This window comes from Pseudomonas sp. SP16.1, from assembly GCF_052682975.1.
Genome location: NZ_JBQYFZ010000001.1, coordinates 2554641 through 2568875, shown reverse-complemented (window position 1 = coordinate 2568875; position 14235 = coordinate 2554641). Strand labels below are relative to the sequence as shown.

The following is a 14235-nucleotide window of genomic DNA, read 5'->3' as shown; positions in this document are numbered from 1 at the left end:
AATGGAAGCACTGTTTGCCGTGACGCTCGGCATCCTCACCGCCAGCGGCGTCTACCTGCTGCTGCGCGCCCGCACCTTCCCGGTGGTGATGGGCCTGACCCTGATCTCCTACGCGGTCAACCTGTTCCTCTTCGCCATGGGCCGCCTGCAGGGCGGCGCCTCCACCGTGATCGGCCAGGGCAGCCGGTACGCCGATCCGCTGCCGCAGGCGCTGGTGCTCACCGCCATCGTCATCGGTTTCGCCATGACCGCCTTCGTCGTGGTGCTGGCGCTGCGCAGCGTCGGTGAACTGAGCACCGACCATGTCGATGGCCGGGAGAACCATCGATGAACCATGCGTTGATCCTGCCTGTCCTGCTGCCGCTGTTCGTCGGCAGCCTGCTGTTGTTCGCCGCGCGCCTGAACCTGCCGCTCAAGCGCGTGCTCTCGGTGGGCGCTACCGCCTTGTTGCTGCCGGTCAGCCTGTACCTGCTGCTGCAGGCCGGCCAGGGCGCCATCCAGATCTATGCTCTCGGCGATTGGCAGCCGCCGTTCGGCATCATCCTGATGCTCGACCGCCTCAGCGCACTGATGCTGCTGGTCACTGCGGTGCTGGCGCTGTTCGCGGTGCTCTACGCCATGCGCGGCGATGACGCCCGCGGACGAAACTTCCATGCGCTGTTCCAGTTCCAGCTGCTGGGCATCAACGGCGCGTTCCTCACCGGCGACCTGTTCAACCTGTTCGTCTTCTTCGAGATCCTGCTGATCGCCTCCTATGCGCTGTTGCTGCACGGCGGTGGCAAGGAGCGGGTACGCGCCGGTCTGCACTACGTGGTGCTCAACCTGGTCGGCTCGGCCTTCTTTCTTATCGCCGTCGGCGTGCTCTACGGCATCACCGGGACCCTCAACATGGTCGACATGGCCGAGCGGGTGGCGGCGGCCGATCATGACCAGGCGGCACTGATCGGCGCCGCCGGCATGCTGCTGCTGGTGGTGTTCGGCCTCAAGGCGGCTTTCGTGCCGCTGTACTTCTGGTTGCCCAAGGCCTACGCCGCGGCCACTGCGCCGGTGGCGGCGCTGTTCGCGATCATGACCAAGGTCGGCCTGTATTCGATCCTGCGGGTGTACACCCTGATCTTCGGCGAAAGCGCCGGCGAGCTGGCCAACATGGCGCTGGCGTGGCTGTGGCCGCTGGCCCTGCTGACCCTCGGCCTGGGGGTGATCGGCGCCTTCGCCGCCACCAGCCTGCAGGGCCTGCTGGCCTACCTGGTGGTGGTGTCGGTGGGCACCCTGCTGGCCGGCATCGCCCTGGGCACCGCGGAAGCGTTGCAGGCCGCGCTGTTCTACCTGATGCACAGCACCTGGGTGGCCGGCGCGCTGTTTCTGCTGGCCGACCTGATCGCCCGCCAGCGCGGCGTCAAGGGTGGCCAGCTGGTGCAGGGCGCGGCGCTGCAGAATCCGCACCTGCTTGGTGTGCTGTTCTTCATTGGCGCCGTCTCCGTGGCCGGCCTGCCGCCGCTCTCGGGGTTTCTCGGCAAGCTGCTGTTGCTGCAGGCGGTCGGCCCGGGCTGGCAAGGCCTGTTCCTCTGGCCGGTGGTGCTGATCGGTGGCCTGGCCACGCTGATCGCCCTCAGCCGTGCCGGCAGCACGCTGTTCTGGCGCGTCGGCCTGAGCCAGCTGGACAGCGCCGAGCTGGACAAGGGCCGTCTCCTGGCAGCCACCGGCCTGCTGCTGATGGGCCCGCTGCTGGTGGCCTTCGCCGAACCGGCGCTGAGCTACGTCGCCGCCACCGTGACGCAACTGCATGACCTGGAGAGCTACCGCATGATCCTGCACGCTGGAGGTGCCTCATGAAGGCGCGTCGCTGGCTGCCCCATCCGCTGCTGAGCCTGTGCCTGACCTTCGTCTGGCTGCTGCTGGTCAACGATTTCGGCCTCGGCCACTGGCTTCTGGGCGCCTTCCTCGGCTGGCTTATCCCGCTGGTCAGCCAGGTGTTCTGGATCAATCCGCCGCGGGTGGAGAAGCCGCTCGAACTGACCCTTTTCCTGCTGCGCGTGCTGGGCGATATCGTGGTCGCCAACCTGCAGGTGGCCAAGCTGATCCTCGGCCCGGTCGAGCGCCTGCGCCCGGCCTTCGTCGAAGTGCCGCTGCAGCTGAACGACGAACTGGCGCTGACCATGCTGGCCAGCATCATCTCGCTGACGCCCGGCACGGTGTCGGCCGATCTCAGCGACGACAAGCGCATGCTGCTGGTGCACAGTCTCGATGTCGACGATGAAGCCGAGCTGGTGCGCAGCATCCAGACCCGTTACGAAGCGCCGCTGCTGGAGGTGTTCGCATGCTCGCCTACGTGATACCCATCTGTCTGAGCATCATGGGCCTGGCCCTGGTTCTGACCCTGGCGCGTCTGATCAAGGGGCCGGACATGCCGGACCGCATCCTCGCTCTGGACACCCTGTACATCAATGCCATCGCCCTGATCGTGCTATTCGGCATCTGGCTCGGCTCCGACCTCTACTTCGAGGCGGCGCTGCTTATTGCGGTGATGGGCTTCATCGGTACCGTGGCAGTGGCCAAATACCTGCTGCGCGGCGACATCATCGAATAAGAACGGAGACTGCTGCATGGACACCCTGATCGAGGGCCTGGTCGCCCTGTTCCTGCTGCTCGGCAGCCTGTTCGCCCTGGTCGGCGCCATCGGCCTGTACCGCCTGCCGGATTTCTTCATGCGCCTGCACGGGCCGACCAAGGCCACCACCCTTGGCGTCGGCGGCATGGTCATCGCCTCGCTGATCTACTTCGGCAGCCGCGGCGATGGCCTCAGCCTGCACGAGCTGCTGATCACCCTGTTCCTCTTCATCACCGCGCCGGTCAGCGCCCATATGCTGGCCAAGGCCGCCTTGCAGCAGAAGTTGCACCTCAGCGAACGGACCCGCGGGCGGCCCTGGGAGCAGTGAACAGTTCTTGCCTTCAGCTGTAGCTGTCGGGGTCGCCGGAAGGCCCCCTACACTGCGCTTTTCGACACGGAGCCATCGGGCCGATGGCGCTTTCGATCGTTCGAGGAGCACAGGAAATGAACGAGATGACCAGCCGCCAGGCAACTGCCGGCGATATCGAGGGGCTGTGCCGGCTGTTGCTCGAGCACGGCCCCAATCCCTGGAACCACCTGCCCGAGGCCGAGGTGCGCAGCCACCTCGAGGCCATCGCCGGCGGTGCGACCCTGGCGGTGCTGGCCGAGGAGCAGGGGCGCCTGCTCGGTTTCGTCAGCTACCGGCTGACGCGCGACTTCGCCCGCCATCAGCCGGCGGCGCGCGCCGAGCAGCTGCATGGCTATATCTGCGAGGCGGTGGTGCACCGCGACTGCGTCGGTCGCGGCCTGGGCGCACGCCTGTTGGGCGAGGCGGTGGCCGAACTGTGGCGCCTGGAGGTGAGCGATATCTATATCGACCGCCACGAGGAGAACGCCGCCTCGGCGGGGATGATGCGCAAGGCCGGCTTCGCCGAGCTGCTGACCTACGCCGACCCCGCGCGGCGGCCGAACGGCTCGGGGCGCTCGACCCTGTGCTGCCTGCGTCGCGAGGACCTTTGATGCTCAGACGGCTGGGCGCCGTCGTTCTGCTCGCCGCGGCGCAGATGCTGCTGGCGCTGCTGCTCTACCAGGGGGCTTTGGAGGTCTATCGGCAACTGGTCGGCAGGGTGCGCCGCGATATCGCTTATGGTCTGCAGCTGCAGCATTCGCTTTATCTGTTCGGCGCACTGGCCCTGTTTAACGCCGTCTGGCTGCTGAACTGCCGCAGCCGGCGCAGCGGCCTGATCGGTTGCGGCGTCTGCCTGCTGCTCTGGATGGCGTTCTGGACCAATGCCTTCGCCAGCTTGCCCTACCGCAGTCTGCTGGTCGTGGCTATCGGCACGTTGGTGTTGGGGTTGTCGCTGTCGGTGCTGCCACTGCGCTTCGCGAGGCCCGGCCGGTCTCGGCCGGGCCAGCCTGGTTAGCGATTCAACCCGAGCATATCGCGCGCCACCGCCTCGGCGACGCGAATGCCGTCGACCCCGGCGGAAAGAATGCCACCGGCGTAGCCTGCGCCTTCGCCTGCCGGATACAGGCCCTTGAGGTTGAGGCTCTGCAGGTCGTCGCCGCGGGTGATGCGCACGGGTGAGGAGGTGCGCGTCTCGATGCCGGTGAGCACCGCGTCAGCAAGGTCGAAGCCCTTGATCTGCTTGGCGAAGGCCGGCAACGCCTCGCGGATCGCCTCGATGGCGAAGTCCGGCAGCGACGGCGCCAGGTCGCCCAGCTTGACCCCCGGCTTGTACGACGGTGTGACCTCGCCCAGGGCGGTCGACGGCTTGCCGGCGATAAAGTCGCCGACCAGTTGCCCCGGTGCCTCGTAGTTGCGCCCGCCGAGCACGTAGGCGTGGGATTCCAGGCGTTCCTGCAGCTCGACGCCGGCCAGCGGGCCGCCCGGATAGTCCTGCTCGGGAGTGATGCCGACGACGATGCCGGCATTGGCGTTGCGCTCGTTGCGCGAGTACTGGCTCATGCCATTGGTCACCACGCGCTCCGGCTCGGAGGTGGCGGCGACCACGGTGCCGCCCGGGCACATGCAGAAGCTGTAGACCGAGCGGCCGTTGCTGGCGTGGTGCACCAGCTTGTAGTCGGCGGCGCCGAGCTTGGGGTGGCCGGCGTACTTGCCCAGGCGCGCGCGGTCGATCAGCGACTGCGGGTGTTCGATGCGGAAACCCACCGAGAACGGCTTGGCCTCCAGGTACACGCCACGGGCGTGGAGCATGCGGAAGGTGTCGCGCGAGCTGTGGCCGAGGGCCAGGATCACGTGACGACTGAGGATCTGCTCGCCGCTTTCCAGCACCACGCCCTGCAGCTGATCGTTTTCGATCAGCAGGTCGCTGACGCGCTGCTGGAAGCGCACCTCGCCACCCAGAGCCTTGATCTCCTCGCGCATGGCGGCGACCACGCCGGTGAGGCGGAAGGTGCCGATATGCGGCTTGCTGACGTAGAGGATTTCTTCCGGCGCTCCGGCCTTGACGAACTCCTGCAGCACCTTGCGCCCATGGTGGTGCGGGTCCTTGATCTGGCTGTACAGCTTGCCATCGGAGAAGGTGCCGGCGCCGCCCTCGCCGAACTGCACGTTGGACTCCGGGTCGAGCTGGTTCTTGCGCCACAGCCCCCAGGTGTCCTTGGTGCGCTGGCGCACCTCCTTGCCGCGCTCCAGCACTATGGGGCGCAGGCCGGCCTGGGCCAGGATCAGCGCGGCGAAGATGCCGCAGGGGCCGAAGCCGACGACGACCGGGCGCTCGGCCAGCGGCGCCTCGGCCTTACCGACCGGCTTGTAGGCGATGTCCGGCGCCGGGCCGACATGTTTGTCGCCGCTCAGGCGGGCGAGCAGGGCGGCTTCGTCGCGCACTTCGCAGTCGATGGTGTAGATGAACGGCATCTCGCCGAACTTCTTGCGCGCATCGTAGCTGCGCTTGAATACGCTGAAATCGAGCACCTCCGCGGCGTCGATGCCCAGGCGCTGGACTATGGCCGGGCGCAAGGCGTCTTCGGCGTGGTCGAGGGGCAGTTTCAGTTCGGTCAGGCGAATCATGGCGAGTATCCCGCTGGGCCGGTGGTGATCCGGCAAGGTGAAGAAGGGCGGCGATTATACCTGCGAATGGCCCCACACATCCGTAGGAGCCCGCTTGCGGGCGATCCGTCGTTGCGGCCTCAACCGGCCTGCGGCAACGGCCAGGCCAGCAGCACGTCGAGCATGCGGTTGGCGAAGGCCCATTCGTTGTCGTACCAGGCCAGCACCTTGACCAGCTCGCCCTGCACCCGGGTGTGGTTGAGGTCGACCACGCAGGACAGCGGGTAGCCGTTGAAGTCGCTGGACACCAGCGGCAGTGCATTGCACTCCATCACCCCGGCCGGGAGCGTCGCCGCCCCGGCCTGCAGGGCGGCGTTGATCGCTTCGCGGCTGGTCGGACGTTCTGCGCTGAAGGTCAGGTCGAGCAGCGACACGTTGGGCGTCGGCACTCGCACCGACAGGCCGTCCAGGCGCCCGGCCAGCTCCGGCAGCACCAGGCCGATGGTCTTCGCCGCGCCGGTGCTGGTGGGGATCATCGACAGCGCCGCGGCGCGGGCGCGGTAGAGATCGTCATGAGCCTTGTCCAGCAGGTTCTGGTCGTTGGTGTAGGCGTGCACGGTGTTGATCAGGCCCTGGCGGATGCCCACGGCCTGGTGCAGCACCTTGGCCAGCGGCGCCAGGCAGTTGGTGGTGCAGGAGGCGTTGGAGACGATCTGCTGCGTTCCCAGCGACTCGTGATTGACGCCATAGACCACGGTCAGGTCGGCGCTTTCCAGCGGGTGCGAGAGCAGCACGCGCTGGGCGCCGGCGGTCAGGTGCTGTTCGACCTGGGCGCGCTTTTTGAACCTGCCCGAGCACTCCAGCACCAGGTCGACGCCGAGGCGGTTCCACGGCAGGTTGATGGCCTCGCGTTCGCGCAGCAGGTGGATCGACTGGCCGGCCAGGTGCAACTGGTCACCCTGCAGTCCGACCTCGCCGGGGAAGCGGCCGAAGGTCGAATCGAAGCGGGTCAGGTGGGCGAGGGTAGCGTGCTCGCCAAGGTCGTTGATGGCGATCAGGCGGATGCGTTGCTGCAGATCGCGTTGCACCAGGGCGCGCACCAGCGCGCGGCCGATGCGCCCGTATCCATTCAGCGCTACTCGTAGCATGGCGCTCTCCTCTCGGCTGTGCTCTGTGCAGCTTAGGAGCCAGTTGGCGAGCCTGCCGCGCAGGACTGTGGCAAAAAATCACCGGGAGTGATTTTTGACGTTGCTTGCGACGGCCCAAAGGGGCACCGCCAGGGATGGCAGGTGACAAAAAACTTCCGGGAGAAGTTTTTGACGTTGCTTGCGACGGCCCGAAGGGGCGGCCATGTTGCCGCCGACGCTCAGGGTCGCTTGCAGGCGTTGCCGGCGATGACCAGCCAGGGATCGCCGGCAAGCCGGCTCCTACGGGCAGGGGTTCAGTTGCGCGCGCCGCCGAAGTGGGCGCAGCCGCGCTGCACCTGGCCGTCCAGGCGTAATTCGGCACTGAGGTGGCTGACCGCGCCGCTCATGCCGTCGACGCAGCGCTGCGGCGCCACCCACAGCTCCAGGCGGCGGTCGTTGGCCTCGCTGCTGAAGTTCAGGCGGCCTTCCGGCAACTGCTCTTCCAGATAGGGCAGGGCCAGCGGCTGTTCGCCAGGGCGATTGAGTACCAGGCCCTTGCTGCCGACCTCCACCTGCCAGAACGGCTCGCTGCCGCTGGCGCGCAGGGTCAGGCGCTTGAAGTTGAGGTCGTCGCAGCCATGGCCTTCGCCCTGCACGCGGTACAGCTGGCTGACCTCGAAACGACCGTCGCTGGCGTTGCCCTGGCTGCCGCCCAACCGGCCGGCGAGGTCGGCGAACAGCGTAGCCTGGCCGTCGGCCAGCAACTCGGCGGCTTCGCGGATGACGCCGCTGTTGCCGCTGTCGACCAGGGTGAAGCGGCGCTGCTCCTGGCAGGGAGTGAAGAACAGCTGGCCGCCCTGAGCCTGCAGCTGGCCCTGCAGGCGCGTGGCCGGCGGCGGGCCCTCGGGCTTGCCGGTGTAGACCTGGCAGGCGGTGAGCAGGGGTAGCAGGGCGAAGCTGGCGAGCAGGGTGCGGGCGATGGACATTGCGGTCTCCAGACGGAAGACGCCACCTTAGCCACAGGCGTGCGCCGGCTCAAGCCGTTTGCTTTTGACGTCGCGCGCGGCCTGCGGCCTAATGCGCCGGATCAGCCGTTGCTCCGAGTTCGTTCTGCCATGTCCAGTCCCGCCATGCGCCCCAGCACCCTGCACCTGCCCCGGGGCGACTGGGCGACGGTGCTCGACTGTCTGTGCGCGCACTTTCCCGCCATCGACCGCGCCACCTGGCTGCAGCGCATGGCCCGCGGCCGCGTGCTGGATGCGGTAGGCGCGCCGCTGGGTCCCGAACATCCCTATCGGGTCGGACTCAAGGTGCGCTACTTCCGCGAGGTGGCGGATGAGACGCCGATTCCCTTCGAGGCGCGCGTGCTCTGGCAGGGCGCGCACCTGCTGGTGGCGGACAAGCCGCATTTCCTGCCGGTGATGCCGGCCGGCGAGTACGTCGAGCAGACGCTGCTGGCGCGCCTGGTGCGCAGCACCGGCAATCCCGACTTGGTGCCGATCCACCGTATCGACCGGCTGACCGCAGGCCTCGTGCTGTTCTCGGTCGAGCCGAGCAGCCGCGGCCAGTACCAGGCGCTGTTTCGCCAGCGCGCGGTGGAAAAGCGCTACGAAGCCATCGCCCCGGCCTTGCCGCAGCTGCAGTTTCCCCATGTGCATCGCTCGCGCATGGTAGAGGGCGAGCCGTTCTTTCGCATGCAGGAAGTGGCGGGCGAGGCCAACAGCGAGACCCGTATCGAGGTGCTGGAGCGCCGCGGCGAGCTGTGGCGCTACGGCCTGGCGCCAGTGAGCGGGCGCAAGCACCAGCTGCGCGTGCACCTGGCCGGGCTCGGCGCGCCGATCGTCGGCGACGATTTCTATCCCGAGCTGCACGACAGCCGCGGCCAGCCGGACGATTACGCCAGGCCGCTCAAGCTGCTGGCGCGCGGCCTGCGCTTCGTCGATCCAGTCAGCGGCCAGCTGCGCGAATTCGCCAGCGAACTGCAGTTGCAGTGGTAACCCTGGTGCGCACGGCGCACCCTACGGCTGTGGGAGGGGCTTCAGCCGCGAGCTTGTTCACCGCTAAAGCGCCTCCCACAGCAGGTCATAAAAAAAGCCCGCACGAGGCGGGCTAAGCGTGGCTCTTGCACCAGAGCTTGAATAAGGGTTCGGCGAGAAACATCACCAGAAACAGCCGCAGCACCTGCAGGGCGGTGACCAGCGCCACCGACAGCTGCAGCGCCTCGGCGGTCAGGCACAGTTCGGTGATGCCGCCGGGCATCATGCCCAGCATCAGCGACAGGCGATCCTCGCCGGCCAGCCAGCCGAGCGCTTCGCCGAGCAGGGCTGCGGCAAGCATGGCCAGCAGGGTGAAGGCCAGCACGCGGGCGAGAAAGCCCGGCGCGCTGCGAAAGAACAGGCGGTCGAAGTGGCAGCCCAGGGCGCTGCCGATCAGCCACTGGCCGAACTGGCCGAGGCCCGGCGGCAGGCCCAGATGCAGATCGAAGCCGGCGCTGGCTACCGCACAGGCGGTCAGCGGGCCGAGCATCCAGGGGTTGGGCTGTTTCAGACGCGCCCACAGTGTCGCCAGCACGGCACCGGCGGCCAGCAGAGCGAGCAGCCAGAACCAGTCCACCGGCAACGCGGGCGGGGCGCTGACGGCGGGCAGGCTCCAGGTGAACAGCGCCGGAATCAGCAGCACCACCAGCAGCAGGCGCAGGCTGTGCGCGGCGGCCACGCGCGCCGGCTGGGCGTCGTGGCGCAGCGCCAGGTTGACCATCTCGCTGGCGCCGCCGGGCATGCTGGCGAAGAAGGCGGTAGCGCGGTCGACGCCGGCGCGGCGCAGGATGGCGATGCCGATCAGGCTCAGCAGCAGGGTGCCGAAGGCGCCCATGACCACGATCGGCAGGTGGCTGACGACCTGCTCCAGCACCTCGCTGGTGAAGTGCAGGCCGATGCCGCTGGCCACCAGCCACTGACCGGTCTTGCGTCCGCCCGGCAGCTCGCCGAAGGCGCGGTTGCTGACGCAGCGCAGGACGATCACCGCCAGCAGCGAGCCGACCATCCACGGCAAAGGCCAGCCGGCGAGGCTGGCCAGGTAGCCGCCGGCCGCACCGGCCAGCGGCGTCACCCACAGGTCACGCGGTAGCGGCATCGGCCTGTGCCTTGAGCTGCTTGCGCCGGCGCATCCAGCGGATGCCGGGCAGGGCCAGCATCAGCGCCACCAGCGCCCACAGCACCAGGGTGATCGGGCTGCCCCAGAGGATGCCCAGCTCGCCGGCGGAGATCGACAGCGCGCGGCGCAGGTTGTCTTCCATCAACTCGCCGAGGACGAAACCCAGGATCAGCGCCGACAGCGGGAAGTCCAGCTTGCGCAGGATGTAGCCGAACACGCCGAGGACGATCATCAGCACCAGGTCGAAGGTGGTGCTGTGCACGGCGTAGACGCCGACCATGCTGACCACGGTGATCGCCGGCACCAGCACCCAGTTCGGCACGCTGAGCATGCGCGAGAACAGGCCGACCATCGGGATGTTCATCACCAGCAGGATGACGTTGCCGATGAACAGCGAGGCGATCAGGCCCCAGACCACGTCGGGCTGCTGCTCGAACAGCAGCGGGCCGGGGGTGATGTTGTACAGGGTCAGGGCGCCGATCATCACCGCGGTGGTGCCCGAACCCGGCACGCCGAGGGTCAGCATGGGGATCAGGGAGCCGCAGGCCGAGGCGTTGTTGGCCGCTTCCGGGGCGGCCAGGCCGCGCAGGTCGCCGTCGCCGAAGCGGCCCTTGGCCCCGGCCAGGCGTTTCTCGGTCATGTAGGTCATGGCGCTGGCGATGGTCGCCCCGGCGCCGGGCAGGGTGCCGATGACGAAGCCGGCCAGGGCGCTGCGGATCATGGTCCAGAAGCTCAGGCAGAACTCCTTGAAGTTGAACAGCAGGCGCCCGCTTGCCTTCACCGCCTTTTGCCCGCCGTGGGTCTTCTCCAGCATCAGCAGGATCTCGCTGACGCTGAAGAAGCCGATCACCACGATGACGAACTGGATACCGTCGGACAGGCTGACGCTGTCGAAGGTGAAACGGTACACGCCGGTGGTGGAGTCCACCCCGACCGTGGCCAGGGCCAGGCCGATCAGCGCTGCCATCAGGGTCTTGACCGGCTTGTCGCCGACCATGCCGCCGAGGCAGGCGATGGCGAACACCATCAGCACGAAATATTCCGCAGGGCCGAAGGCCACCGCCCATTTCGCCAGCAGCGGCGCGAACAGCACCACGCCGCAGGTGGCGATGATGCTGCCGATGAAGGAGCTCACCGCGGACAGCGACAGGGCGATGCCGGCCTTGCCCTGACGAGCCAGCGGGTAGCCGTCGAGGGTGGTCATGATGGCCGCGGCGTCGCCCGGCACGTTGAGCAGGATGGCAGAGATGCGTCCGCCGTACTCGCAGCCGAGGTAAACCGCGGCGAGCAGAATCAGCGCGGTTTCCGGCGGCAGGCCGAGGGCGAACGCCAGCGGCAACAGCAGGGCCACGCCGTTGATCGGGCCGAGGCCCGGCAGCAGGCCGACGATAGTGCCGACGAAGGCGCCGAACAGCGCCACCAACAGGTTGCTCGGACGGGTGGCGACGTCGAAGCCCTGCATGAGGAAGTTAAGGGTTTCCATTTCAGCTCTCCACGAAGGCTTCAAGCAGACCGAGCGGCAGGGGCACGTCCAGCAGCAGGTCGAACAGTACGTACAGCAGCACGCCCATCAGCACGGCGCTGATGGCGCAGGGCACGGGACGACCGGTGAACAGCAGGCCGAGGACGAAGGTCGCCAGGGCGGTGCTGATGACGAAGCCGAGCGGCTCGAAGGTCAGCGCGTAGGCCAGCAGGGCCAGCACGCAGAGGCCGCTGCGCAGGGCCGCAGGCATGTTCAGGCGTTGCTCGAGCATGCCCGGCTTGATGATCAGCCACAGGCTGCCGGCGCCCATCAGGGCCAGCAGCAGCAGGGGGTAGGCGCGCGGGCCGACCGGGTCGTAGGCGAAGGGTGCCTGGAAGCCCCAGGCGATGACGGCGAGCCAGGCGCACAGCAGCAGCCAGATCGCGGAGAACAGACGGACGTACATAAGGGTTACCTCGGCAGCGCACCGACTCCCGGAGCCGGGGAGTCGGGCGCGGTTTGCGCAAGCGGATTACTGAACCAGGCCGAACTCGCCGGCCAGCGCCTTGTACTCCTGCACCTGCTTGAGCACGAAGGCGTTGAGCTCGTCGCCGGTCAGCGACAGCGGGAACAGGTCGCGCTGCTCACGCAGGGCAGCGAAGTCGTCGCGGGCGAGCATCTGCTCGAACTGGCCCTTCCACCAGTTGTAGTCCTCGTCGCTGACCTTGGGGCCCATGTAGAAGCCGCGGATCACCGGCCAGCTGATGTCGAAACCCTGTTCCTTGGCGGTGGGGATGTCGGCCAGCTTGCCCGGCAGACGCTCGTCGGACAGCACGGCGAGGATGCGCACCTTGCCGGCGGCCAGCTGCGGGGTGACCTCGCCGAGGCCGCTGGAGGTCACCTGGACGTGGCCGCCGAGCATGGCGGTGAGGGTCTCGCCGCCGCCTTCGAAGGCCACGTAGCGCAGGGTCTTCGGATCGATGCCGGCGGCGCGGGCGATCAGCGCGGTCTGCATCCAGTCCTGGCCGCCGATGGTGGCGCCGGCGCCGAACACCACGCTGGCCGGGTCTTTCTTCAGGGTCTCGACCAGCTCGCCCAGGTTCTGCCACGGGGCGTCGTCGCGCACGGTGATGGCGCCGTAGTCGGTGCCGATCGCCGCCAGCCAGCGCACGGCGTTCTCGTCGTAGCGACCGAACTTGCCCTGGGCCAGGTTGAGCAGCGAGCCCGAGGAGAAGGCGGTGATGGTGCCCGGGTCCTTGGCGCGCTGGGCGACCACTGCGTTGTAGGCCACGGCGCCGACGCCGCCGGGCATGTAGGTGACGCGCATCGGCGCCTTGAGCAGACCGGTGTCCTTCAGGCCGCTCTGCGCCAGCTTGCAGGTCAAATCGAAACCGCCGCCGGGCTTGGCCGGGGCGATGCATTCGGGGCGCTTGGGTTCGGCGGCGAGCAGCTGGCCGGCGAAGGCCAGGCAGGAGACCGCCAGGGCGGCACGGGTCAGGGCAGTTTTCATGAGCGTGTTCCTCGTTGATCTTGTTGTGGGTTACCAGATCGGCAGGCTGTAGCCGACGATGATGCGGTTCTCGTCCGCGTCGCGGGCGAAGTCGGAACGGAAGCTGGCATTGCGCAGGCGCACGTAGAGGTCTTTCAGCGGGCCGGTCTGCACCACGTACTTGAGCTCGATATCGCGTTCCCATTCGCCGCCACGCTCGTCGCTGCCGGCGATGCGCGCATCGTCGCCGCGGATGTAGCGGGTCATGAAGGTCAGGCCGGGAACGCCGAGGCTGGCGAAGTTGTAGTCGTAGCGCGCCTGCCAGGAGCGTTCGTCGGCATTGGCGAAGTCGTTGATCTGCACGAAGTTGACCAGGTAGGGATCGCTGCCGTCGATATAGGCATAGCCGGTATCGCCGCTCATGTCCTGGAAACCCAGGCCGAACTTGTGCGCGCCGAGACCGTAGCTGAGCATGGCGTTGAAGGCGCGGTTGTCGATCTTGCCAGCGTTGGCGGCGCCGCTGTCGTCGCTCAGCATCAGGCGCACGTCGCCGCTCAGGGTGCCGGCGCCGACCTTGTGGCTGCTCAGCAGGTTGAAGAAGTGCTGGCGGTAGACGTCGTCCAGATCGGCGAAAAAGTAACGGCCCTTGAGGTTGTCGTTGAACTGATAGTCCAGACCGGCGAGGTCCAGGTGGTCGGCGCTCACGCCACCGGCGAAGCGGCGGTTCTTGCTGTTGAGCACCAGGTCCTCGGAGTTGGTCGAGGCGCGGTCGATCACCTTGTCCAGGCGGCCGCCGGTAAAGGTCAGACCGTCCAGTTCGGCGGAGGTCAGCAGGCCGCCTTCGAACACCTGCGGCAGCAGGCGGCTGTCGCTGGCCTTGACCACCGGCAGCTCCGGCACGTGCGAGCCGTAGCGCAACTCGGTTTCGGAGATCTTGACCTTGGCGGTCAGGCCCAGACGGCCGAACTCGTCCGGGGTGCCACCGTCGTCCTGCACCGGCAGCAGGTCGGTGCCGGTGCGGCCGCCGCCCGAGTCGAGCTTGACGCCGAGCACGCCGAGGGCATCGAGGCCGAAGCCGACGGTGCCCTCGGTATAGCCGGACTGCACATCGAGCCAGAAACCCTGGCCCCATTCTTCGCGCTTGTTCTGGCCATCGCCTTCACGGAAGTCGCGGTTGAGGTAGATGTTGGTGGCGGTCAGAGTGGCCTTGCTGTCTTCGATGAAGGCGGCGTTGGCGAGGGGGGCGGCGCCGGCAGCGGCGATGGCCAGGCAGAGCAGGCGGACAGGCGGCAGCGCCTGGCGTGAGGCAGCGAGCATCTCGTGGTCTCCGTTCTTGTTTTTGTCGCGGCCCTGCACCACTGCGGGGCCGCTCGGTCAGGTGGATCGAGCCACCATGAAGGCGATGCTAGGCACGCAAGCTTTCGCCAGGCTTTCAGCACTGAA

16 protein-coding genes are annotated in these 14235 nt (G+C 67.8%); 8 read left to right on the top strand and 8 right to left on the bottom strand.

The window, feature by feature from the left end:
• Position 1 precedes the first annotated feature (1 nt).
• The 7 genes from ACUTAF_RS12400 to ACUTAF_RS12370 all read left to right on the top strand — a co-directional run bounded on the left by ACUTAF_RS12400 (position 2) and on the right by ACUTAF_RS12370 (position 3972).
• Positions 2–331, top strand: coding sequence for a Na+/H+ antiporter subunit C (locus tag ACUTAF_RS12400; RefSeq protein WP_445580246.1), 330 nt, complete (start codon positions 2–4; stop codon positions 329–331).
• A complete protein-coding gene (locus ACUTAF_RS12395; protein ID WP_445580245.1) occupies positions 328–1833 on the top strand; it encodes a monovalent cation/H+ antiporter subunit D in 1506 nt (501 codons plus the stop codon). Before ACUTAF_RS12400 ends, ACUTAF_RS12395 begins: the two co-directional genes overlap by 4 nt.
• Positions 1830–2333: a Na+/H+ antiporter subunit E gene (locus tag ACUTAF_RS12390; protein WP_445580244.1), complete on the top strand. Its 504-nt coding sequence runs from the start codon at positions 1830–1832 to the stop codon at positions 2331–2333. The genes ACUTAF_RS12395 and ACUTAF_RS12390 overlap by 4 nt, the downstream gene beginning before the upstream one ends.
• A complete protein-coding gene (locus ACUTAF_RS12385; RefSeq protein ID WP_397488194.1) occupies positions 2318–2587 on the top strand; it encodes a K+/H+ antiporter subunit F in 270 nt (89 codons plus the stop codon). Before ACUTAF_RS12390 ends, ACUTAF_RS12385 begins: the two co-directional genes overlap by 16 nt.
• Positions 2588–2603: 16 nt before the next feature.
• The gene (locus ACUTAF_RS12380; protein WP_445580243.1) at positions 2604–2936 is read left to right on the top strand and encodes a Na+/H+ antiporter subunit G; all 333 of its coding nucleotides are present in this window, start codon (positions 2604–2606) and stop codon (positions 2934–2936) included.
• A gap of 116 nt (positions 2937–3052) precedes the next feature.
• Complete coding sequence (locus tag ACUTAF_RS12375) at positions 3053–3568, top strand: GNAT family N-acetyltransferase (RefSeq protein ID WP_445580242.1); 516 nt, start codon at positions 3053–3055, stop codon at positions 3566–3568.
• On the top strand, positions 3568–3972 hold the full coding sequence (locus ACUTAF_RS12370) for a hypothetical protein (protein ID WP_445580241.1): 405 nt from the start codon (positions 3568–3570) through the stop codon (positions 3970–3972). The genes ACUTAF_RS12375 and ACUTAF_RS12370 overlap by 1 nt, the downstream gene beginning before the upstream one ends.
• On the opposite strand, the gene ACUTAF_RS12365 is transcribed toward ACUTAF_RS12370, so the two are convergent.
• The 3 genes from ACUTAF_RS12365 to ACUTAF_RS12355 form a co-directional block, all read right to left on the bottom strand.
• Positions 3969–5582, bottom strand: a complete 1614-nt coding sequence (locus tag ACUTAF_RS12365; RefSeq protein ID WP_445580240.1) for an NAD(P)/FAD-dependent oxidoreductase — start codon at positions 5580–5582, stop codon at positions 3969–3971. The two genes, ACUTAF_RS12370 and ACUTAF_RS12365, sit on opposite strands and share 4 nt — an antisense overlap.
• 119 nt (positions 5583–5701) lie before the next feature.
• Entirely contained in the window at positions 5702–6709 is a 1008-nt protein-coding gene (gene gap / locus ACUTAF_RS12360; RefSeq protein WP_445580239.1) for a type I glyceraldehyde-3-phosphate dehydrogenase, read from the bottom strand.
• A 293-nt stretch (positions 6710–7002) separates the two neighbouring features.
• The gene (locus tag ACUTAF_RS12355) at positions 7003–7674 is read right to left on the bottom strand and encodes a COG3650 family protein (protein ID WP_445580238.1); all 672 of its coding nucleotides are present in this window, start codon (positions 7672–7674) and stop codon (positions 7003–7005) included.
• 129 nt (positions 7675–7803) lie between these two features.
• On the opposite strand from ACUTAF_RS12355, the gene ACUTAF_RS12350 reads away from it, so the two are divergent.
• Positions 7804–8685 (top strand): pseudouridine synthase, encoded by an 882-nt coding sequence (locus ACUTAF_RS12350; protein WP_445580237.1) that lies wholly within the window; start codon positions 7804–7806, stop codon positions 8683–8685.
• A 112-nt stretch (positions 8686–8797) separates the two neighbouring features.
• Here the strand turns inward: ACUTAF_RS12350 and ACUTAF_RS12345 are convergent, their stop codons facing one another.
• From ACUTAF_RS12345 to ACUTAF_RS12325, 5 genes are all read right to left on the bottom strand, one after another.
• Positions 8798–9820 carry an AbrB family transcriptional regulator gene (locus ACUTAF_RS12345; RefSeq protein WP_445580236.1) on the bottom strand — a complete coding sequence of 341 codons (1023 nt, stop codon included), beginning with the start codon at positions 9818–9820 and terminating at the stop codon, positions 8798–8800.
• Positions 9804–11324: a tripartite tricarboxylate transporter permease gene (locus ACUTAF_RS12340; RefSeq protein WP_445580235.1), complete on the bottom strand. Its 1521-nt coding sequence runs from the start codon at positions 11322–11324 to the stop codon at positions 9804–9806. Before ACUTAF_RS12340 ends, ACUTAF_RS12345 begins: the two co-directional genes overlap by 17 nt.
• Before the next feature lies 1 nt (position 11325).
• Complete coding sequence (locus ACUTAF_RS12335) at positions 11326–11769, bottom strand: tripartite tricarboxylate transporter TctB family protein (protein ID WP_445580234.1); 444 nt, start codon at positions 11767–11769, stop codon at positions 11326–11328.
• A gap of 66 nt (positions 11770–11835) precedes the next feature.
• Positions 11836–12813 carry a Bug family tripartite tricarboxylate transporter substrate binding protein gene (locus ACUTAF_RS12330; RefSeq protein WP_445580233.1) on the bottom strand — a complete coding sequence of 326 codons (978 nt, stop codon included), beginning with the start codon at positions 12811–12813 and terminating at the stop codon, positions 11836–11838.
• Between the two features lie 30 nt (positions 12814–12843).
• The gene (locus tag ACUTAF_RS12325) at positions 12844–14109 is read right to left on the bottom strand and encodes an OprD family porin (protein WP_445580232.1); all 1266 of its coding nucleotides are present in this window, start codon (positions 14107–14109) and stop codon (positions 12844–12846) included.
• Positions 14110–14235 lie beyond the last annotated feature (126 nt).